The organism is Streptomyces sp. SLBN-118 (genome assembly GCF_006715635.1).
Classification (GTDB): domain Bacteria; phylum Actinomycetota; class Actinomycetes; order Streptomycetales; family Streptomycetaceae; genus Streptomyces.
Map to the genome: position 1 here is coordinate 356,692 of NZ_VFNP01000002.1, position 18,523 is coordinate 375,214.

At 68.7% G+C, this 18,523-nt stretch carries 24 protein-coding genes; 10 read left to right on the forward strand and 14 right to left on the reverse strand.

Going from position 1 to position 18,523, the window contains the following annotated elements:
* Window positions 1-286 precede the first annotated feature (286 nt).
* A complete protein-coding gene (locus FBY35_RS20090; RefSeq protein ID WP_142215392.1) occupies window positions 287-793 on the forward strand; it encodes a hypothetical protein in 507 nt (168 codons plus the stop codon).
* A gap of 109 nt (window positions 794-902) precedes the next feature.
* On the opposite strand, the gene FBY35_RS20095 is transcribed toward FBY35_RS20090, so the two are convergent.
* From FBY35_RS20095 to FBY35_RS20100, 3 genes are all read right to left on the reverse strand, one after another.
* The gene (locus FBY35_RS20095; RefSeq protein WP_399208514.1) at window positions 903-1,400 is read right to left on the reverse strand and encodes an Asp23/Gls24 family envelope stress response protein; all 498 of its coding nucleotides are present in this window, start codon (window positions 1,398-1,400) and stop codon (window positions 903-905) included.
* Between the two features lie 141 nt (window positions 1,401-1,541).
* The gene (locus FBY35_RS36480; protein WP_186357021.1) at window positions 1,542-1,709 is read right to left on the reverse strand and encodes a hypothetical protein; all 168 of its coding nucleotides are present in this window, start codon (window positions 1,707-1,709) and stop codon (window positions 1,542-1,544) included.
* Between the two features lie 33 nt (window positions 1,710-1,742).
* Window positions 1,743-2,099 (reverse strand): PRC-barrel domain-containing protein, encoded by a 357-nt coding sequence (locus tag FBY35_RS20100; RefSeq protein ID WP_142215393.1) that lies wholly within the window; start codon window positions 2,097-2,099, stop codon window positions 1,743-1,745.
* 1,096 nt (window positions 2,100-3,195) lie between these two features.
* On the opposite strand from FBY35_RS20100, the gene FBY35_RS20105 reads away from it, so the two are divergent.
* Both FBY35_RS20105 and FBY35_RS20110 read left to right on the forward strand, forming a co-directional pair.
* Window positions 3,196-4,602: an asparagine synthase C-terminal domain-containing protein gene (locus FBY35_RS20105; protein ID WP_160159303.1), complete on the forward strand. Its 1,407-nt coding sequence runs from the start codon at window positions 3,196-3,198 to the stop codon at window positions 4,600-4,602.
* Window positions 4,599-5,261 carry a lasso peptide biosynthesis protein gene (locus tag FBY35_RS20110; protein WP_142215395.1) on the forward strand — a complete coding sequence of 221 codons (663 nt, stop codon included), beginning with the start codon at window positions 4,599-4,601 and terminating at the stop codon, window positions 5,259-5,261. The genes FBY35_RS20105 and FBY35_RS20110 overlap by 4 nt, the downstream gene beginning before the upstream one ends.
* A gap of 398 nt (window positions 5,262-5,659) precedes the next feature.
* Here FBY35_RS20110 and FBY35_RS20115 read toward each other — a convergent pair whose 3' ends face one another.
* Complete coding sequence (locus FBY35_RS20115; RefSeq protein WP_142215396.1) at window positions 5,660-6,313, reverse strand: TetR/AcrR family transcriptional regulator; 654 nt, start codon at window positions 6,311-6,313, stop codon at window positions 5,660-5,662.
* 210 nt (window positions 6,314-6,523) lie between these two features.
* On the opposite strand from FBY35_RS20115, the gene FBY35_RS20120 reads away from it, so the two are divergent.
* From FBY35_RS20120 to FBY35_RS20135, 4 genes are read left to right on the forward strand one after another with little or no spacing between them, the layout of a single operon-like run.
* On the forward strand, window positions 6,524-7,081 hold the full coding sequence (locus tag FBY35_RS20120) for a (2Fe-2S)-binding protein (protein ID WP_142215397.1): 558 nt from the start codon (window positions 6,524-6,526) through the stop codon (window positions 7,079-7,081).
* Complete coding sequence (locus tag FBY35_RS20125; RefSeq protein ID WP_142215398.1) at window positions 7,078-8,070, forward strand: xanthine dehydrogenase family protein subunit M; 993 nt, start codon at window positions 7,078-7,080, stop codon at window positions 8,068-8,070. The genes FBY35_RS20120 and FBY35_RS20125 overlap by 4 nt, the downstream gene beginning before the upstream one ends.
* The gene (locus tag FBY35_RS20130; protein ID WP_142215399.1) at window positions 8,067-10,229 is read left to right on the forward strand and encodes a xanthine dehydrogenase family protein molybdopterin-binding subunit; all 2,163 of its coding nucleotides are present in this window, start codon (window positions 8,067-8,069) and stop codon (window positions 10,227-10,229) included. Before FBY35_RS20125 ends, FBY35_RS20130 begins: the two co-directional genes overlap by 4 nt.
* Window positions 10,222-11,427, forward strand: coding sequence for an XdhC/CoxI family protein (locus FBY35_RS20135; protein WP_142215400.1), 1,206 nt, complete (start codon window positions 10,222-10,224; stop codon window positions 11,425-11,427). The genes FBY35_RS20130 and FBY35_RS20135 overlap by 8 nt, the downstream gene beginning before the upstream one ends.
* Here FBY35_RS20135 and FBY35_RS20140 read toward each other — a convergent pair.
* Window positions 11,396-12,352 carry a hypothetical protein gene (locus FBY35_RS20140; protein ID WP_260848756.1) on the reverse strand — a complete coding sequence of 319 codons (957 nt, stop codon included), beginning with the start codon at window positions 12,350-12,352 and terminating at the stop codon, window positions 11,396-11,398. The two genes, FBY35_RS20135 and FBY35_RS20140, sit on opposite strands and share 32 nt — an antisense overlap.
* A 250-nt stretch (window positions 12,353-12,602) precedes the next feature.
* Window positions 12,603-13,076 carry a cupin domain-containing protein gene (locus FBY35_RS20145; protein ID WP_142215401.1) on the reverse strand — a complete coding sequence of 158 codons (474 nt, stop codon included), beginning with the start codon at window positions 13,074-13,076 and terminating at the stop codon, window positions 12,603-12,605.
* Window positions 13,077-13,079: 3 nt separating this feature from the next.
* Here FBY35_RS20145 and FBY35_RS36160 point away from each other — a divergent pair, with 3 nt between their 5' ends.
* Complete coding sequence (locus FBY35_RS36160) at window positions 13,080-13,238, forward strand: hypothetical protein (protein WP_160159304.1); 159 nt, start codon at window positions 13,080-13,082, stop codon at window positions 13,236-13,238.
* A gap of 435 nt (window positions 13,239-13,673) precedes the next feature.
* Window positions 13,674-14,711, forward strand: a complete 1,038-nt coding sequence (locus FBY35_RS20150; protein ID WP_142215402.1) for an NAD-dependent epimerase/dehydratase family protein — start codon at window positions 13,674-13,676, stop codon at window positions 14,709-14,711.
* 33 nt (window positions 14,712-14,744) lie between these two features.
* Here the strand turns inward: FBY35_RS20150 and FBY35_RS20155 are convergent, their stop codons facing one another.
* From FBY35_RS20155 to FBY35_RS20190, 8 genes are read right to left on the reverse strand one after another with little or no spacing between them, the layout of a single operon-like run.
* The gene (locus FBY35_RS20155) at window positions 14,745-15,023 is read right to left on the reverse strand and encodes a gas vesicle protein K (RefSeq protein WP_142215403.1); all 279 of its coding nucleotides are present in this window, start codon (window positions 15,021-15,023) and stop codon (window positions 14,745-14,747) included.
* Entirely contained in the window at window positions 15,020-15,217 is a 198-nt protein-coding gene (locus FBY35_RS20160; RefSeq protein ID WP_142215404.1) for a gas vesicle protein, read from the reverse strand. Before FBY35_RS20160 ends, FBY35_RS20155 begins: the two co-directional genes overlap by 4 nt.
* Window positions 15,214-16,014 (reverse strand): GvpL/GvpF family gas vesicle protein, encoded by an 801-nt coding sequence (locus FBY35_RS20165; RefSeq protein ID WP_142215405.1) that lies wholly within the window; start codon window positions 16,012-16,014, stop codon window positions 15,214-15,216. Before FBY35_RS20165 ends, FBY35_RS20160 begins: the two co-directional genes overlap by 4 nt.
* The gene (locus FBY35_RS20170; protein WP_142215406.1) at window positions 16,011-16,349 is read right to left on the reverse strand and encodes a gas vesicle protein; all 339 of its coding nucleotides are present in this window, start codon (window positions 16,347-16,349) and stop codon (window positions 16,011-16,013) included. The genes FBY35_RS20165 and FBY35_RS20170 overlap by 4 nt, the downstream gene beginning before the upstream one ends.
* Window positions 16,346-16,594: a gas vesicle protein GvpG gene (locus FBY35_RS20175; protein ID WP_142215407.1), complete on the reverse strand. Its 249-nt coding sequence runs from the start codon at window positions 16,592-16,594 to the stop codon at window positions 16,346-16,348. Before FBY35_RS20175 ends, FBY35_RS20170 begins: the two co-directional genes overlap by 4 nt.
* Window positions 16,595-16,597: 3 nt before the next feature.
* Window positions 16,598-17,314 carry a GvpL/GvpF family gas vesicle protein gene (locus FBY35_RS20180; protein WP_142215408.1) on the reverse strand — a complete coding sequence of 239 codons (717 nt, stop codon included), beginning with the start codon at window positions 17,312-17,314 and terminating at the stop codon, window positions 16,598-16,600.
* Complete coding sequence (locus FBY35_RS20185; protein ID WP_142215409.1) at window positions 17,311-17,736, reverse strand: gas vesicle structural protein GvpA; 426 nt, start codon at window positions 17,734-17,736, stop codon at window positions 17,311-17,313. Before FBY35_RS20185 ends, FBY35_RS20180 begins: the two co-directional genes overlap by 4 nt.
* Before the next feature lie 41 nt (window positions 17,737-17,777).
* Entirely contained in the window at window positions 17,778-18,083 is a 306-nt protein-coding gene (locus FBY35_RS20190; protein WP_142215410.1) for a gas vesicle protein, read from the reverse strand.
* Between the two features lie 149 nt (window positions 18,084-18,232).
* Between FBY35_RS20190 and FBY35_RS20195 the strand changes: the two genes are divergently transcribed.
* The gene (locus tag FBY35_RS20195) at window positions 18,233-18,523 is read left to right on the forward strand and encodes a hypothetical protein (RefSeq protein WP_142215411.1); all 291 of its coding nucleotides are present in this window, start codon (window positions 18,233-18,235) and stop codon (window positions 18,521-18,523) included.

The following is an 18,523-nucleotide window of genomic DNA, read 5'->3' on the forward strand; positions in this document are numbered from 1 at the left end:
ACAGCGTGTGCTCCCTGACGCGGACTGCGGGGGTGTGCCGCCGCCACTCGAGGCGGTCGTGACCCGGATTGCAGGCAGCCAGGGCAGTGTGCAGGACGAGCAACACCCCGCCGCAGTCCCCCGCTCGCCCCCTCAAGTGTCAAAGTCACCGCACAACCGCACAAGATGGCCTCCCTTGTGCGGGCCCGATGCTCCCCTCCGTGCCCCGTGACGGGGGAAAACCCCACCGCCGACCTTCATGCAGGCACGATCGACCCGGTGTGCAGGCGGCTGTGATCGTGGATGCATGAAGATCACTCAACAGTCACATCGCCGTGCCGCCCGTTCGTTCCTCTCCAAGACCGTGGGCAGGCCCGGCCGGTCGGCGGTCCGGCAGGGGATCACGTTGTTGCCGGTGGCGGCTGCCCAGTTCATCCGCGCCGTATCGAGGGGGCGCTTCGCCGACGCGTTCGCGCCGATCGTCGGAATGGGACTGGGGCTCGTCGCCTGGCTCGTCATCCTGATCAGCACACAGGCGGCTGTGAACGGCGCTCTTTACCCGCTCTTGGATGCCCACGATTACGAGAACTCCTGGGGCGGGCCTACCCTGGCGGGCGCCTGGGCGGTACACGCTGCGCTGGCCCTGCCCATTGTCCTGGCCGCCGTATGGGTACTGCGCGGACTGGTCGTACTCGGTTCCCAAGGTCAGGAATCGTCCACCGGAGCGAGGTCCCATCGGTGGAGCAAGCCGCTCGCCCTCGTGGTGGCCGCAGCTGGAGCGGTGCTGTTCGTGGGATGGGTAAACCAGCTGTGACTCCCGGAGGAGCACTGGCCGGCGGCTCCTCGCGCCTCCACGCTGAACGAGCGGGCGCCGCATACGAGCGGCGCGCGCTCAGCTTGCCTCGGGCTTACGAGGCGGTCGGCTACTGCAGGCGTCCTTCCGTCCCCTCATCGGCGTCCTCTTCGGGCAGGTAGACGTCGTCGACATCAATGTTGACTTCTACGACTTCCAGCCCAGTCATGCGCTCCACGCCTGCAATGACGTTCTCGCGGACCTCGACCGCCACGTCGGAGATGGCGAACCCGTAGTCCACGACGACCGCAAGGTCGACGGCGGTTTGCCGCTCGCCGACCTCGACCTTCACGCCGCGGCTGACGGACGGGCGCCCACCTGGGACCTTGTCCCGTACCGCGCCCACGGTGCGGGCCATCCCGCCTCCCAGAGTGTGAACTCCCGGCACTTCGCGTGCCGCCATCCCGGCGATCTTCTCCACCACTCCGTCGGCGACGGTTGTCCTGCCCCGTACGCCTGGTCCGGTCTCCGCACCTGTCTCGTGAGCCCGCAGCTGCCTTGTTTCCCTCTGCGGGCGGGATGCGCGGGGCTCGGTTGTGGGAATTCTTGCGCTGGTCGACTGTGTCACCTGAAGCCGCCTCCTCGATCGTAGGGCCTCGTCAGATGTATTCGGTGTATTCGGTGGCGTATTACTCGGAGTACGGGGAGTACACGGAGTTCAGCCCGGGCCGCGGCTGCGGCGTAAATGGCCGCGCTCCAGTGATCGTTGCTATCGCCGCGGGCGTCGCATCCGGCTGGACAATCGCGTGGCAGCGACGGCCAGAGTGCCCACGAACAACACGATGGCGATGATGAGCAGATATCCCATCCCTTCCGCCACGGCACCGATGAGTCCCAGCACGATGGCCACGAGAATCAGGAGCAGGAAGAGAACCATGACGCGATCGCATCCTTTGACTTGCGCGGGCGATCAGCGACGCGCGAGCTGTCGTTCGCCGTGAGTTCCCGGCTGGTACTTCATGCCGTAGTGCTGGAAGATCGCTTCTTCCTCCTGCACGGGCAACACGTCGTCCGTCCCGATCCAAGGAGCGTTTTTCACCAGTGCCCGCGCATAGGAGACCTTGACGTATCCGGGGCCCACGATCGCGTCGCCGACGGGTACGAAAACCAGGCGGCGGCGCGTGGGCAGGCCCGTGCGGACCGTGGCCATGGCCGGTTCGTCGGTCGTGGTGTCCACATAGACAGCCTCGAGGACACCGATCTTGCGGCCGCCGGAGTCGACCACGTCGTGGTCGCGCCACTCACGGATGTCGGCTGCCTCGATCATCGTTGCTTTCCCTCGATCGCGTGCCCCGTGCGGCCGTGATGAAGGCGTCCGGCCGTGATGCGGGCCGGGCCACCAATATCTCCAGGCAGCCAGGCCAAGGCGTTCCTAGTCCCAGCCTGCCCCTGTCTGCCGCCGGGCGCCAGGCGGGACCCGGACCGGGCTGGGACCGGGAAACCACTCGACGAGGCGATCGTCGCGCGGCCGGCCGAGGAGCGGTGCTCGGCCATGGGCACGGCTGCGTGGCTGAGGCCGAGCTGACTGACGCCTCATCTCCGTCCGCACCCGCTGATCGAGCACGATCCCTCACGGCGGGATGCCAGGGCCGTCGTCCAGTGTTCAGTCCGTACAGCCCGTCTGACAGAGCGTCAGCCATTTTCGGCCACGCCGGGGTAAACCGGCCCCGGTCTTTCGTGGGTCGAAAGACCGGGGCCGCCTGTGCGCGTGCCCACACGCCCCGCAGGGGCTCCCCCGTATGCCGGGCGACCGCCGCAGGAATGTGGTGCGGTGGTTCAGTCGCCCTGGCTCTGCTGGAGCCCGGCGAGGGTCAGGACGTCGCCGCCGATGGGACCGGCGTGGCCCGGGGGTTCCGGGTACGGCTGTCATGGAGTCGCCGCTGGATGGCTCAGAGAACTTGGCCGCCCGAACGTGAGCGCCGACTGAACCGGCCTCCGATATCAGCCTGTTGTGGACTGGCGGAGGGGCAGGCCAATTCTGATGGTTTCCAGCAGTTGAAGGATTCCGACCAGGGGTTCGGCCGGGGGCGAGGGGGGCCGGGCATTCCGTACGGATTCGGCGAAACCGGTGGTGACCATTCCCGGCGGTCAACTACGTTGTTGCCCTCTGCTCCCTGCGCCTTTCTAGGAGGTAGCGTGCCCGAGATGCGAACCACAGGGGAAGAAGACTCCGACGCCTACGAAATGGTGGGCGACGCCGCGGAATTGACCCGCAATGGACGAGCGGCGGTGACGGAGAACAATCGAGGCCACGGCTGACGGCCCGGCTCCGCGCTTCCAGGTGGCCCGCCGGGGTTCCCCACGGCGGGCCACCGCCACGCTCCATCCCGAGAGGTACCCGACGCGGCCAGGGGGGCGATGGCTTGCCATCATCGGACGCCGATCAGTACGAGTCCCGCGCACGGGGCCGCACCACCCGTTCGCTCAGCCTGTGGGAAGCCGCCGAGGCGACCGGCGGCTTTGTTCCGGACGCGACGGCTGTGAGCGACTACCTGCACTACCCCCTGCTTCCCGCGGATCCGGAACGCAGCCTGCTCGCCGGGGTGCGGCGCATTCCGGGCACCGCCTCCACGTACGGACGGGAATCCGGAGAAACCGGCGGGCACCCCAGCCGTCGGCGGACCACCGGCCTGACGGCGGTCGTTGACGCGATCGAGCACCATGTGGCCGCGTCCGTGCGCCATGCGGTCAAGGACCGGCAGCGCGTCGCCGTCCTGGCCACGGGCGGCGTGGACTCCTCGCTCGTCGCGGCCCTGGTCACCTCAGTCACAGGCACGCCACCCCTGCTCGTGTCCGTGCGCGGAGGTCTGTGTGGCGCACAGGAGACTGCTCTGCAGAACCGGCTGTCGGAGTTCCTGAAGGCAGAGACCCTCCGCCTGGACCGCATCCGCGAGTTCTCCCTCGACTCGGTCCTGCGCCTCAACCGCGGCTCCGACTTCCCGCGCGGGGGCGTGTTCACGCATGTCTGGGACCAGGCGTGCGAAGCGGCGCGCGAGGCGGGCGCGGACGTTCTGCTGACCGGCGAGGGCGGTGACGAGATCTTCGCCCCCGGCCCCGCCCTGGGCCGAGACCTGTGGAGGGCCGGACGGCCGGTCCACGCCCTGATGTCCCTGGGGCGCTACCGGCGGACGAACGGCACGGGCTATGTGCACGGCATGTGGGAACAGGCCGGCGCGCATCTGCTGCCCACCCTGATCCACCCCGCGGGCGCGCAGGTCTCGGTGGCCTGGCGCGGGCGCTACGCTGCCGACCACCGCGAGGCGGCCCGCCGCAGACGCCGGCAGCTGCACCGGCTGCGGGAGACGGGCGCCTCGTTCCACGAGGCCGTGTCCACCGTCTGGCTCGACCGAGTCGACCTGCACGCCGCACAGGACAGCACGGGCCGCCTGGCCTGCATGTCGCCTCTCGCCGAATGCGCGGAGCTGGTCCACATGCTGCGGCAGGTTCCCCCGGAGCTCGTCAATCCGCTGCGCACGGGCTGTCAGGAGAAACACCTGCTGCGGCTTGTCGCGCGCCGCCACCTGCCCGCGGTCATCTCCGAGCAGCGCAAAGTGGGGCTGGTCAACCAGATCTCCGTACTCCTGCGGAACCTGTCCGTCCGGGAGCAGACCGACCGGCTCGGACCCGCGGCCCGCTGGCTGGGCGTCGTCCTGGACGAGAACTTCCACCGCCCCTCCGCGCTGCCCGCCGAAAACGGCCTGGACTGGACTCGCCTGCTGGCGCTCTGCGCCTGGGCCGACAACGCGATCGAGCGGGGGGAGCCGGCATGACCGGAGGCTGGGAGAACGACGGGTTATCCGTCGTCAGGGCGCGCGACGACGTACGAATCCTTCAGGACCCGACCGGGCCGAGGATCATGGTGCTCGCCTCGAAGACCGGCACGTATGCGCGGCTGCCACAGCGCGCGGTCGAGTTCCTCCGCGAGCTCACCGGACGTCCCTGCGGGATGACGCCCCTGGAGGCGGAGCGGGAGTTCCCCGGCGTCCGACTGCCCGCCCTGTGGGAATTCGGCCTGATCGATGTGGTTCCGCCCGGCGGGCTGGCCGTCGACCGGCGGCTGGTCCTGCGGCTGTGGAAGGAGAACCTCAGATTCCGGTCGGCCCTGGCCCGCCACGGCTGGCGGCCCATGGCCACGGCCCTCGACCGTCCGCCCTCCCAGGGGAACACCCCGGTGTGCCGTCCGCTTCTGTTCGACGCGATCGAGTCCGCGGCCCGCGTCAGCTTCTCGCTCCCCGGAACCTCCCGCCAGTGCACCACGGTCTCCCTGGCGGTGGATTCCGTCCTGCGCGCGAACGCGTACGCCGCCCGGCCGGCCGTCCTCGGCGAGCACGACCAGATCTTCCTCCACGCGTGCGTGCGCGTCGGAGCACACGTCGTCGATCCGGGCGACACCCTGCCCGAACTCAGGGAGTTCACACGCCTCGGCTGAGCCCACCAAGAACAACGGAACCTAGGGACCCATGGATCCACGGGAGGAACTGTGCCCTTCTTCAAGTCCAAGGAACGCAAGGAGCTCGAATCGAAGCTCTACCAGCTCTCCAACCTGCTGGCCGGGCTCGCGATCGGAACAAACCCGCCGGGCATGGTGGACGAGATGCTTCCGGTGTTCTCCGACGAGATCACATCGCTCGCCCGACAGATCCGGGATGCCGAAGGAACCGGCGCCCTCAAGGGGGCCCGCGCCAAGGGCATCTCCTACGCCCACAGCTTCCTCCTTCCGCACAGCCCGCCGCTCTACCGCAACTACCAGGAGCTGACCGCGGAACTGCTCGCACCCCAGGCGCCCCTAGACCCCTCCAGGCCTCCTCCGGGCCCTGTCCACCCGCCTCAGGCGCGCCTGTCCCCCGGGCCGTCCGCTTCCGAATTGTCGGACGCTCTCGCTCGGGGCGCCCCTGCCCGAAGCCCGTCCATCACAAGGTCCAGCAGTCGCGTCGCACGCGGCTGCCAGTCGCCGCGAGGGTCGATCTGCCAGAGTCCGGCAATGGCCAGCACGAAGTCGTCGGGGGTCATCCCCGGGCGGATCGTGCCGGCCTCCTCGTTTGCCTTGAGCAGAAGCGTGACCGCCTGGGTCACCGGGCCGTGACCGACCTGGGCCAGGCTGCCGTAGCTGCTGGTGGTCTTGCGCAGCGCGTCGGCCAGGCCGGCCTTGGCCATGGCGTACTGGGCCAGGCGGTCCATCCACTCCCTCAGGGCCCGATCAGGTGCGCGGGTCTGGAGCAGCTGGGCAGCGGTGTCGGCGACCTGCTGCATCTCGTAGCGGTACACCTCCAGGACGAGGGCCTCGCGGTTGGGGAAGTTGCGGTAGAACGTCCCCTGCCCGACGCCCGCCTTCTTCGCGATCGCGCTCAACGGGGCGTCCGCAGCCCGCGTCAGTTCGGACAGTGCGACATCCAGGATGCGCTCGCGATTCCGTTGCGCGTCCGAGCGCAGAGCCGCGCTCTTGTCTTGCTGCACTCGTCCTCCTCCCGGAATCACATCCATGTCCGGCCTTGCTAACCGGACAGTTGTCCGGTAAATTCGACGACTAACGGACAGCTGTCCGCTTAGCTCCACCATAGCGGCAGATCAGGCCAGTGTGGCCGACCGGCGCCATCGTCACCGGTTCATTCACCCGCATCGCCCCTCCCTCCCGGACTGTCTGCCGGGATCATCTCGTTCGATGCGCATCAGCAACGCGAAAGTAGGCTGATCATGGCCCCATCGACGTCCAGCGCCATCACCTTGAACATCAATGGCGAGAAGTACACGCTGCCCGTCGACCATCGCACCACCCTGCTCGACGCCCTGCGCGAGCATCTCGATCTGACCGGCACCAAGAAGGGCTGTGACCAGGGCCAATGCGGCGCCTGCACGGTGCTGCTAGACGGGCGCCGGGCCGTCTCCTGCCTTCAGCTCGCGGTCGCGGCCGAAGGGCGCGCGATCACCACCATCGAAGGCGTCGCCGATGGTGAGCGACTGCATCCCGTGCAACAGGCCTTTCTCGACCTCGACGGCTATCAGTGCGGTTACTGCACACCCGGTCAGATCTGTTCGGCCATCGCAGTGATCGAGGAACACGCGGCGGGCTGGCCGAGTGCCGTGTCCGACGATGTCCGGCCCGAAGCGGGCGTCCCCGCCCTCACCGCCGAAGAGATCCGCGAGCGGATGAGCGGCAACCTGTGCCGCTGTGGCGCCTATGTATCGATCGTGCAGGCGGTCGCGCAGGCGGCAGAAGCCGCTCAGGCCGAGACCAAGGAGACTGCGGCATGAGGGAATTCGGCTACGAACGCGCCTTCGACGTCTCGGGAGCCCTCGCCCTGCTCGGCACCGCCCCCGACGCCCACTTCCTCGGCGGCGGAACCAACCTCGTCGACCTGATGAAGGCCGGCGTGGAAAGGCCCGCCCTCCTCATCGATGTACGCGAACTCCCCCTCGACGGAATCGAATTCGCTGACGACAGCGGGCTGCGCATCGGCGCGACCGTCACCAACAGCGATCTTGCGGCCCACCCGGCCGTCCGGCGTCACTACCCGGCCTTGGCGCAGGCCGTCCTGGCCGGCGCCTCGGGACAGCTGCGCAACATGGCCACGGTCGGCGGGAACCTGCTCCAGCGGACCCGCTGCGGCTACTTCACCGAACTCAGCAAGCCCTGCAACAAGCGTGCCCCCGGCAGCGGTTGCCCGGCCCTCACGGGCGAACACCACAACCACGCCATCCTCGGCGCCTCCGAGCACTGCGTCGCCACCCATCCCTCGGACATGGCGGTAGCGCTCGCGGCCTTCGACGCCGTCATCTCGTACGAAACGGAGGACGGGCCGGGCGAGTTGCCGATCGCCGAGTTCTATCTGCCCGTGGGCGACACCCCCCACATCGAGACCGCCCTTCCCCCCGGCGCCCTGATCACCGGCGTCACACTGCCGCCGGTCCCGGTCGCCGCCCACTCGCGGTACCGGAAAGTACGCGAGCGCGCCTCGTACGCCTTCGCGATCGGCTCCATCGCCGCCTTGCTCGACATCCAGAACGACGTGGTACGCGAAGTGCGCCTCGCGTTCGGGGCGGTCGCGTCCCGGCCGTGGCGGGCCCGTGCGGCCGAGCGGGCGCTGATCGGCGGGCCGGCGAGCGCTGAGGCCTTCGCCGCCGCGGCGGATGCGGAACTGGCTGGTGCCGAGGCGCTTCCCGAGAATGGATACAAGGTGACGTTGATACGCAACCTCGTCGTGGCGGTGCTGACCGAACTGACCGAGGAGGCCGCACGATGACCACCACTGCCGGAATCTCAGCCGTGACGGGAGCCATCGGCTCCGCCCGCACCCGCGTGGAGGGATACGACAAGGTCACGGGGACCGCCCGCTACGCCGGAGAAATACCCTTCGCCGAACTCGCCCACGGATGGCTGGTGTTGTCGACCGTGGCACGTGGCCGTGTCCGCTCCGTGGAGGACGGCCCCGTCCTGGCCATGCCCGGCGTCCTCACCGTGCTGCACCACCAGAACGCGCCGCGCGTGAACACCGACTACGTGGGCATGGTGGGACGGCCGAACCCGGTCCTCGGGATCTTCCAGCACGACCGTGTGCCCTTTGTGGGCTGGCCGGTGGCGTTGGTCGTGGCCGAGACGTCAGAGCAGGCCAGGGAGGCCGCCGAGGCACTGGTCGTCCAGTACGACCAGGAGCCGCACGACGTCGCGTTCTTCGCCGGACACTCCGAGGCTTACACGCCGGAGGACAGCCCGATGGTCCGGGCCCAGACACTGAAGGGGGACGTAGAGGCCCAACTCGGCGCTTCCGCAGTCGTTGTGGACGAGGAGTACACGACACCGGAGGAGCACCACAACGCGATGGAGCCGCATGCGGCGACGGCTCGCTGGGACGGCGGCCGGCTCGACGTCGTCGACTCCAACCAGGGCAGCACCTGGGTGGCGAGCGAACTCGCGCAGCTCTTCTCCCTCGATCCGGCCTCCGTACGGGTGCGGTCCGAACACGTCGGCGGCGGCTTCGGATCGAAGGGAATGAGCCCCCACCAAGTGGCCGCCGTGATGGCCACGACCGTCCTCAACCGCCCGGTCCGGGTCGTACTGACCCGCCGTCAGATGTTCTCCCTCGTCGGTTTCCGCAGTCCCACGGCGCAACGGATCAGGCTCGGCGCAGACACCGACGGCCGACTGCGCGCATTCGACCACCAGGCGCAGAGTCTTACCTCGACCGTGCATGAATTCGTCGAGTCCAGCGCCTCGATGGGCCGTGTGATGTACGACGCCGACGCGCATCGCACCCTTCACCGGCTCGTCCGGCTCGATGTGCCGACTCCGGCCTGGATGCGCGCACCGGGTGAGGCACCGGGATCCTTCGCCCTCGAATCCGCCCTTGACGAACTCGCCGAGAAGTGCGGCATCGACCCCATCGCGCTGCGCGCACGCAATGAACCCGAGACAGGTCCCGTGTCGGGGTTGCCGTTCAGCAGCCGCAATGTGCTCGCCTGCTTCGAGGAGGGCGCCCGCAGGTTCGGCTGGGCGGACCGGGACCCGCGTCCCGGCCTGCGCCGCGAGGGGCGCTGGCTGCTCGGGACCGGAACGGCGGCGGCGACCTATCCCTCGGGAGCCGGTCCGTCCACGGCGGCCGTGACCGCGGAGCCGGACGGCACCTTCACCGTGCGGATCAACGCGGCGGACATCGGGACCGGGGCACGGACCGCGATCACCCTGGTCGCCGCGGACACGCTGAAGGTGGATCCGGACCGCATCCGTATGCGCATCGCGGACAGCGACCTCGGCGCGGCGATGTTCGCCGGCGGCTCGATGGGAACGCGCTCCTGGGCCTGGGCTGTGACGGTCGCCGCGGACGAACTGCGGGGGCGACTGGCCCTGGGCGGAAGCATTCCGCCGGAGGGGATCACCGCCCGGTCGAACACCGCCGAGGCCATCGGCGCCCTCACCGAGAAGGAACGGCACTCCTTCGGAGCACAGTTCGCCGAAGTCGCGGTGGATGTCACCACCGGTGAGGTGCGTGTGCGACGGCTGCTCGGGATCTACGCCGCGGGCACCGTCGTCAACCCGCTCACTGCCCGCAGCCAGCTCATCGGCGGAATGACCTGGGGGCTGTCCATGGCCCTCCACGAGGAGGCGATCAGGGACCAGGCCTCCGGGGGCCACGTCGGCGCCGACCTGGCCGGCTACCACTTCGCCGCGCACGCCGACGTGCCACTCATCGAGGCGGACTGGGTGGACGACCCCGTCCCGGACGACCCGGTCGGGATCAAGGGCATCGGCGAGATCGGCGTCGTGGGCGTCGCCGCCGCGATCGCCAACGCGGTGTGGCACGCAACCGGCGTACGCCACCGCGACCTGCCGATCCGTCCGGACCGCGTCCTGCGGGCGGCGGACGAGGCCAGGCGTCGGGCGTCCGAGGAAGCACCAAGTGCTTGACATCGCCGAGGAGTTGAACCGCTGGTTCGAGCAGGGCCGGGACTTCGCCGTCGCCACCGTCGTGGCCGTGGGCGGCAGCGCACCGCGCGGTCCCGGCGCCGCCCTCGCCGTCGACCGTCACGGCACCGCCATCGGTTCCGTCTCCGGCGGTTGCGTGGAAGGGGCCGTGTACGACCTGTGCGTCCAGGCGCTCCAGGACGGCCGAACGGTGCGCGAACAGTTCGGATACAGCGACGAGGACGCCTTCGCGGTGGGACTCACCTGCGGCGGCGTCATCGAAGTCCTGGTGACGCCAGTGCACGCGGACGTGCCAGTGTTCCGGGCAGGCGTGTCGGCCGCGGACCGAGGAGAGGCGGCGGCGCTCGCCCGGGTGGCCCGTGGCCCGGCCGAACTGCTGGGCAGGGCGCTGCTCGTCCGCCCCGACGGATCGTACGAGGGCAGCCTCGACGGACATCCGGAGCTGGACCGGACGGCGGCACAGGAAGCCCGCGCGATGCTGGACACCGGCCGCACCGGCAGCGTCGAGATCGCGGAGGACGGGTCACGCTGCCCGGACGGCGTGACACTGTTCGTGGAGTCGAGAGTGCCGCCTCCCCGGATGATCGTCTTCGGCGCCGTGGACTTCGCGGCGGCGCTCGTACGGGCGGGCAAGTTCCTCGGCTACCACGTGACCGTGTGCGACGCCCGGCCGGTCTTCGCCACCCGCGTCCGCTTCCCCGACGCCGACGACCTCGTGGTCGACTGGCCGCACCGCTACCTCCGGCGTACCGCGACAGACCAACGAACCGTCCTGTGTGTACTCACCCATGACGCCAAGTTCGACGTTCCTCTGCTGGAGACGGCCCTGCGGCTGCCTGTCGCGTTCGTCGGCGCGATGGGCTCGCGCCGGACCCACGAGGACCGCGACCGGCGCCTGCGCGAAGTCGGACTCGCCGACAGCGAGTTGGCACGACTTCACTCCCCGATCGGCCTCGATCTCGGCGCGCGCACCCCCGAGGAGACCGCCCTGTCCATCGCGGCGGAGATCGTCGCAGCGCGCCGGGGTGGGACGGGGGTTCCGCTGACGGATTCGGGGACGCTCATTCACCATGACGTCGACGGGAGGGAGGAAAGCGAGGACGGTGTTCGCCAAGGGAGCCGTCAGGACCCACGCGCCGGGCTCACGGTCATCGCTCGACGAGCACCGGCTGCTCGCTGACCACCAGGGTGTCTCCGGGACGTACCGGCGTTGTCCCACCGTCGAGCCGGTGTACGGCCTTGGCATCCGGTTCCGCCGTCATCGCGGCGGTGCCGGAATCGGTCCAGCGGATGACGGCCGGGTGATTTCGCTGCGGATCCGAGACGGTGAACTCGCACTGCCACACATTGCCGGGCAGATTGGCCGACAGGCCGTGACCGCACGAGCGGATCCGGGCGTGGACGAGCCAGCGCTGCAACTGCTCCACGGCCAGCGCCGCCCGTGTCGGAGGGCCGCCTTCGGCCTGCAGCACGATCGGAATCTTTGTCCCGCCCCAGTTGTAGAAGTACATGCGTTCCACGTTCACCGCGTGCGCGTACAGGCCCACCAGATAGAAACGAACGGCGTAGTTGGTCGCTCGCACGCTGTCCAAGGAGCCCTGCAGCGGGATTTCGTACATTGTTCCCGTGCTCCACAGGCGTGGGTGGACCCCGGCGGCGTGCAGGACCCGGTCCACCTTGCTGGTGAGACCGAGCATGGTCTCCGGCGGGTCCGATGCCGTGCGCTGATAGAGCTTGATTCCCGCGACGTCGCAGTAACCGTAGCCGCCGAGCTCCGCGAAGCGCCGCAGCACCGCCAAGCCGCCGGGCTCCCACAGCCGCCCCATCCCCGGGCACACCACGGTCGCCTTCGGGTCGGCTGCCCTGATGATCCGGCCGGCGCGACGGGTCATCTCGACCAGCGTCTCGACCCTGCCGTTGTAGAAACGGCGATCGTTGGCCAGCACCCACAGTTCGTACGCGTCGATGCGCGCCCGATACCGGTGGACAACAGCCTTTACGAAGGCGTCCCAGTCGGCGAGGCTGTCCGGCGGGGCGGCACGGGAGCCGTCCTCGTACGGTCCGGCCGGGCCGTTCGGGGCGGCCCACCGGGGTGTGCCGCCCATCACGAACAGGGACGCCCGCTGCGCCGCTTCAACTCCTCGAGAAGCGTCCCCAACTCCTCGTCGTACGGACGTCCTTCAGCCATGTCCCCCGCCCCCGGTCCGGTGCCGGCCCCCACCGTCGCGCGTAGAGTACCGCCCCGGCCCAAAACCGCCATCCCGTTCTGCGCGGCCTCCGCAACCGGCGTTTCAACCAGCTGTCATAGCGGTTGCGGGGTGGTGGGCAACACCAGGCTGCGACCGGCCAACACACTCAGCCCGCGGAGGTCGTCCGGTACCGTCCGCGGAACTCCGCCAGCAGTTCGTCAGTCACCTCGGCGCCTTCGGCCACCGCCGCGTGCACCTCGCGGAAGTACCCCTCATAACCGGCAGGAGTGTAGAGGCACAGAGCTCGCACGGTCTCCGTGCCGGCATTGCGGAATCCGTGAGGTGTGCCGCGCACCGCGGCCAACAGGTCACCGGGGCCGGCAGTCACCTCACCGTCCCCGTTGTGGAGGGTCAACTCCCCCTCCAGGACGTAGAAGTACTCGTCGTGTCCGCGGTGGACATGGGGACGGGCGCCGACGATCCCCGGTCCCAGGGTGAACTCCTCAAAGGCGAACCGGCCTTCGGTGTGCTCGGCGGTCAGCCGGAAGAAGTGCTCGACCCCCGCCACATCGATCAACTCCCCCTCTTCGGAACGGCGAAAGAGCGGGCGACGAACGGACGATTCATACTCGATCATCATCGCATGATGGCAGAGATCAGCATGGAGCGCGCCGGCGGCGGCTGTGGCCCTCTGGGCGGCCTCGTCAACAACCGGCTCGGCCTCCCGGCGAAGGCCGGAAACGCGATCACCTTGTCCGCGTACTACACCTTCAAGACGTACGACCAGCTTCCGCCGCGCTGACGTCGTCCGCGGCGTGGCCTCGGCGTGTCGGCCCAGGTGTATTGACCCGCAGAATTGGTCGCGTGACTACTCCCCGTGAGACCGGCAGGCCGGGAGTCCGATCCGCTCCCGTTTCGCCGGCCTATTCCTGGGGACTCGGAGCTAAAGGGCTGTCCCGCAATACCCGCCGGGCGCGCGACGACAGCTACGGCACCTCGCTGCGTTGTCGAATGGCCCGAATACGCCCAGTATGAGGACGACTCTCCGCCTTGCGATGCACCGCATCTGACGCCGCGCGCTCATCCGCCGGGTATTGCGGGACAGCCCTTAGGTCTGTCGTTTGGATCAGGCCGGATCAGTGAGCGGCCCGCCGCGGAGCAGGGCACGCGAGCCCGGCAAGATCCAAACGACAGACCCCAAGGCCGGGGGGTCGTCACCAACGGCAGGGAGTACCCCATGAGCCCGGAATCAGGACTGCGGGTCGTCGTCACCGGGGCCACCGGCAACGTCGGTACCAGCGTCGTGCGAACTCTCGCGGACGCCGACCGGATCGCCTCCGTACTGGGACTCGCGCGCAGGGTTCCCGAGATGACAGCCTCCAAGACGAAGTGGGCCGCCGTGGATCTGGCCCAGGACGCCGACACGGACCGGCTGACAGACCTGTTCGCAGGGGCCGACGCGGTTATTCATCTGGCCTGGCGCTTCCAGCCGACCCATGGCCCGGTGGTCACATGGAGAACAAACGTTCTCGGCTCGCTGAGGGTCTTCGAGGCCGTCGCGGCTGCCGGCGTGCCCGCCTTGGTGCACGCGTCCTCGGTCGGCGCGTATTCGCCGGGGCCGAAGACGGAACCCGGTGTCGATGAATCCTGGCCCACCCACGGCTGGCCGGATGCCGCGTACTGCCGCGAGAAGGCCTATCTCGAACGGGCTCTTGACACCTATGAGCTGCAGCATCCGGATATCCGCGTGGTGCGGATGCGGCCCGGATTCCTGTTCAAGGAAGGCGCTGCGAGCGAACAGCGGCGCATCTTCGGCGGCCGCTTCATGCCCGGGCCGCTGATCCGGCCTGCTCTGCTGCCCGTCGTACCGGCCCTGGAAGGCCTGCGTTTCCAGGTGCTGCACACCGACGACGCGGCCCAGGCCTACCTCCAGGCCGTGCTGCGAGACGTGCGGGGCGCGTTCAACCTGGCCGGAGTTCCGCCCGTCGACGCGGAGGTGCTGGGCGAGCTTCTTCAGGCCAAGGTCGTACGGGTGCCTCGGCAACTGGTGCGCGCCGCACTGTCGACGGCCTGGGGACTGCATCTGGCACCGGCGTCACCCCATCTGTTCGACGCGGTGCTGCGACTGCCTCTCCTCGATACGTCTCGCGCGCACAGCGAGCTGGACTGGCAGCCCACCCGTTCCTCCACCGAGGCGATCGAGGAGTTCCTGCGCGGTGTACGGCAGGGCAGCGGTGAGCCCACTCCGCCGCTGGTGGGCCACAAGGCGGGCTGAACAGTGGTGGGTCACAAGCCGAACCGCCTCGCATCACCTGGGCAGCAACGGCCCCAGCGGCCCCAGGTCGATGTTGAGGTCTTCCGGCTCCAGGCCGAACTTCTCTCTCAGGAGCTCCATCCGGTCCTCAAGCAGCATCAGGGTGAGCCCGATCCGTTCCTCCTGCGCCTCGGTCAGGTCCCCCACCTCCACGCGGCGCAGCGCCTGCCGCTCCATGAGCTGGCGCAGGAGTTCCACCACGGTCAGGACCAGCGCGGCGAGATCGCGTTCGACGGTGTCGGGATTTAGGGTGACCCTTCGCCTGTCGCTCAAGTGTGCTCCTCCCAAGGGACTGCGATTCGCTCGTTCACCGAGCTGACCAGCGCATTGAGATCGATGCGTACGAGATCGATGTCGGCGATCCGCAAGGTGATGTGGCCGGTTATCACAACGCCGCCCGCGAGCAGCCGGTCGAGCAGATCGACCAGCGCGATTTCGCGGTGGGCAAGCGGCGCCGGGGCGGTCACCGGTCACCCGCCCCGACCGTGGGCTCGAGCGTGAACTCGCCAGTGAAGGAGTACGGGGCCCAAGGCCCGGTCAACACCACTCGTATTCCGGGCTCCTGCGGTCGCAGCTCGTCCAGGCTCTGCACAAAGGCCACACTCTCTTCACGGGGAACGAGATAAGCGGCGTTGAGGACGTTGTGGCCGGGCGACCCGGAGAGCCGGCCCTGCTGCGGGCGGTGCAGCCTGTCCGCCTCCGCGTGGCGCGAGAGTACCTCGTGCAGCCGCCGCGACACCGCGTCGGCGCGCTCCCAGGTTCCCTCGTCGGCTCGGCGCTGCTGAAGGCGCCTGCGCAGGTAGTCGCGTCCGCTCGACGCGGCGGCGGGCCTGGTCACAGGCGCGGCAGCCGCAGCTCGGGGTTGGGGAGTTTCCGCATACACCTTGACGCCCCATTCGACGCGCCCGTCGAGCCTGTCCAGCGTGCGGACGAACCGGTCGTGGCCCGAGTCGATCAGCCGTCGCACCCCGTTGTCGTCCCGGCAGACGGTGGCGAGCCGCAGCGGCAGCGGACTGGTCAGCGAAGCGAGGGCCGCGACCACGGCCTGGTGTGCGCGGGCGGTCCCGCTCAGCCAGTCGAGGTCTTCGAGATGGGCACGGAGCGGGATTTCGTCGAAGTCGTCGGCGGGCACCGCGGACACGACGGCGATGAGGTCCCTGTGGAACAGCGGATACGGGCGTGCGGCCGCCACTCCGCGGAGATCTTCGCCCAGCGGCACGCCGAAGGGGCGGGACACGGCGTACACATACCTCAGCTCGTTCATGCCGACTCCCTCCCGTCCCCACTGGGTCGGGCAACCGATTCCAGTTCCGTGATGCGGCGCTGCAACCGCTCATTCTCTTCAGCCAGTTCGCGGCGCCGGGCGCCCGAGGAGAGCGCAGGATCGTCCTCCCACCAGTCGATCCCCATTTCCTTGGCCTTGTCGACGGAAGCAACGATCAGGCGGAGTTTGATCGTCAGGAGCTCGATGTCCAGGAGATTGATGCGGATGTCGCCCGCTATCACGATTCCCTTGTCGAGTACGCGCTCGAGGATGTCGGCGAGGTTCGCGCCCGCGGAGTCGCCAAAGGCGTCCGGGAGCTTGCTTGCGGTGGTCATCGGGTTCCTTGCTCTCTGTTCTGCGTGATCTGCAGCCGCTCCAGAAGTTCGTCCTCGCGCCGGTCGAATTCGCCTTCGCCGATCTCACCGGCATCCAACTGCGCTGCGAGAACGGCCAGTTCGCCCTGAATGGCTGCCGGGTCGTAGTACTGCCGTTCCGCCTCATCCACCACCTGCCGCAGCACCCAGAGAGTGCCGCGTACAGGTGCGGCGGGCAGCATCAGCAACTCTGAGAACAGCCCCATCGCTCACTCCACAAAGCTGTACGGAGGAAGGGGCCCGGTCACCGTCAGTACCAGGTGCGGCTGGTGTGTCCGCAGCTCGTCGACCGCGTTCAGGAAGGCGGCGGCGCGTGTGCGGGCCACGAGGAAGGAGAGGTTCGTCAGCCATCCGGCGCTGTGCGGTCCGGCGCTCACTTCCTCGGCCGCCCGTTCGAGAGCCGCCCGCACCACATCGGCGTCCGAGGTCTCGCGCAGCTGCACGGCTTTCGCGATGCGCTCGCCGAGCTGCATCTTCTGCTGGTGCGAACCTCCGCCGGCGGTCCGGTTCGCCTCGGCCGTCGCACGCAGTGCCGGGTTGTCCGCGAGCACGCGGTGCAGGACGGACTGCTCGTCGTGGCTGGCTTTGACGTTGTATTCGCTCTTGCCGTCGAGTACCGCCAGCCGCTCAAGATAATGATCTTCACGTTCCTCGAGCACGGATGCCAGTGTCTGGTCATCGGGCGAGAGGCCGCCGAAGCGCAGCGGCAGTACCGTGCCCTCCTCGCCCGCCTCGCGCAACACGTTCTGGTGCGCCAGCAGATCGCGCCGCTTGGGCTTCAGATCATCGGGCGCGTCACTGACGAAGGCTGCCAGCCGGCCCTGCCGCAGGATGCGTACCGGCCGTGGTGGGTCGCCCACGCCGCTGGCCCTGTCCGGAAGGCTGGGGTGCGAGCTCCTCGCGATGCCGTAGACATACGTGCTCATTCCGTCGCCTCCTTCTTGGCCGACGACGCCGTGCGCCTGGTTCGGGGCTTGGACTCCTTCTCCTTCTCCTCGTCACCGCCGGGGTGGAACGCAGTCGAGAGCTTCTCCGCGGCACCTTCCAGCACGCCCTTGGACTTACCGCGCGCGCCGGACTCCGTGATTTCTCCGACCACCTCGGGGAGCCCCGGGCTCTTGCGCTGCCCGGCCTCCAGGTCGAGTCGGTTGCAGGCTTCCGCGAAGCGCAGATACGTGTCGACGCTGGCGACCACGATCCGCACATCGATCTTCAGGATCTCGATGCCCACGAGGGACACGCGCACGAAGACATCGATGACGAGCCCTCGGTCGAGGATGAGTTCCAGAACGTCGTAGAGGCCGGTACTGCCTCCCCTTTGAGCTTGCTGTGCCGGCACAACAGTCATTGATGCCACTCCTCCTTGTCGGTCGGGTGCGCGGCGGGCGGCTATCTGTGGTCGGCCCGGCCGCGCTCGTAGCGGTGAATGCGTCGGTAGCCGGTCAGCTCGCCCCGGGCGTCGAGGGTCACCTCGTACGTGCCGAGAAGGCTGGTCGTCGCGGGGATGCGGGGCACTTCGAGCACCTCGACCTCCAGCAACCACCCGTCCTCCCGCTTGACGAACGACGAGACCGATTCGGCCTCCATGCCCGTGAGCTCAGTCAGCCGGGCGCGTGCTGTGCTCAGCAGCTCCAGCGGGCCCGGTTCTGCCGCCGCACTTCGGTTCTCGGATGTGTTCTCTGATGAATTCGCCATGGCTCCTCGGTGCTGCGAGTAACACGCCTGAGCCACCTGAAACCCCAACTGGCCTGTCTCGATGGGAAGTTGAGAATTCCGGTTATCTCCAGAGGTTTAGCGCCATGGGAGGGGGGACCCGTGAAGAGTCCCCAGGAAAGGACCAGGCCATGGCACTCATCGCCGTACTCATACCGATAGCGATGCTGGGCATCGTCCTCGCACTCGGCCGCTACGAAGAGCTGCTGCTGCCACCGAAGGGGGTGACCGCCGCCGCCACGGCCGAGCGCGGGCAGTCGTTCCGCCCGGCAGCCCCGGCACGAAGCACAACCGCAGTCCGCGTGATGTGCGCGTCGATTCCGACCTGGCGGGGCATTCCTCCTTCGCTCGCGGCGTCTCCCCTGCCTGGGAACACGAGGGCGATGCCCGCCTCCTTTCCCAGGCTGGTCTCCAGCCGATGA

Bases quoted from the DNA above. Each gene is read 5' to 3' on its own strand.
- FBY35_RS36480 (WP_186357021.1), bottom strand. From the start codon at position 1,709: ATGGTTCTCTTCCTGCTCCTGATTCTCGTGGCCATCGTGCTGGGACTC.
- FBY35_RS20170 (WP_142215406.1), bottom strand. From the start codon at position 16,349: ATGACCACCGCAAGCAAGCTCCCGGACGCCTTTGGCGACTCCGCGGGC.
- FBY35_RS20185 (WP_142215409.1), bottom strand. From the start codon at position 17,736: ATGACTGTTGTGCCGGCACAGCAAGCTCAAAGGGGAGGCAGTACCGGC.
- FBY35_RS20100 (WP_142215393.1), bottom strand. From the start codon at position 2,099: ATGATCGAGGCAGCCGACATCCGTGAGTGGCGCGACCACGACGTGGTC.
- FBY35_RS20145 (WP_142215401.1), bottom strand. From the start codon at position 13,076: ATGATGATCGAGTATGAATCGTCCGTTCGTCGCCCGCTCTTTCGCCGT.
- FBY35_RS20090 (WP_142215392.1), top strand. From the start codon at position 287: ATGAAGATCACTCAACAGTCACATCGCCGTGCCGCCCGTTCGTTCCTC.
- FBY35_RS20110 (WP_142215395.1), top strand. From the start codon at position 4,599: ATGACCGGAGGCTGGGAGAACGACGGGTTATCCGTCGTCAGGGCGCGC.
- FBY35_RS36160 (WP_160159304.1), top strand. From the start codon at position 13,080: ATGATGGCAGAGATCAGCATGGAGCGCGCCGGCGGCGGCTGTGGCCCT.
- FBY35_RS20175 (WP_142215407.1), bottom strand. From the start codon at position 16,594: ATGGGGCTGTTCTCAGAGTTGCTGATGCTGCCCGCCGCACCTGTACGC.
- FBY35_RS20130 (WP_142215399.1), top strand. From the start codon at position 8,067: ATGACCACCACTGCCGGAATCTCAGCCGTGACGGGAGCCATCGGCTCC.
- FBY35_RS20150 (WP_142215402.1), top strand. From the start codon at position 13,674: ATGAGCCCGGAATCAGGACTGCGGGTCGTCGTCACCGGGGCCACCGGC.
- FBY35_RS20125 (WP_142215398.1), top strand. From the start codon at position 7,078: ATGAGGGAATTCGGCTACGAACGCGCCTTCGACGTCTCGGGAGCCCTC.
- FBY35_RS20165 (WP_142215405.1), bottom strand. From the start codon at position 16,014: ATGAACGAGCTGAGGTATGTGTACGCCGTGTCCCGCCCCTTCGGCGTG.
- FBY35_RS20195 (WP_142215411.1), top strand. From the start codon at position 18,233: ATGGCACTCATCGCCGTACTCATACCGATAGCGATGCTGGGCATCGTC.
- FBY35_RS20140 (WP_260848756.1), bottom strand. From the start codon at position 12,352: ATGGGCGGCACACCCCGGTGGGCCGCCCCGAACGGCCCGGCCGGACCG.
- FBY35_RS20120 (WP_142215397.1), top strand. From the start codon at position 6,524: ATGGCCCCATCGACGTCCAGCGCCATCACCTTGAACATCAATGGCGAG.
- FBY35_RS20115 (WP_142215396.1), bottom strand. From the start codon at position 6,313: ATGGATGTGATTCCGGGAGGAGGACGAGTGCAGCAAGACAAGAGCGCG.
- FBY35_RS20180 (WP_142215408.1), bottom strand. From the start codon at position 17,314: ATGAGCACGTATGTCTACGGCATCGCGAGGAGCTCGCACCCCAGCCTT.
- FBY35_RS20190 (WP_142215410.1), bottom strand. From the start codon at position 18,083: ATGGCGAATTCATCAGAGAACACATCCGAGAACCGAAGTGCGGCGGCA.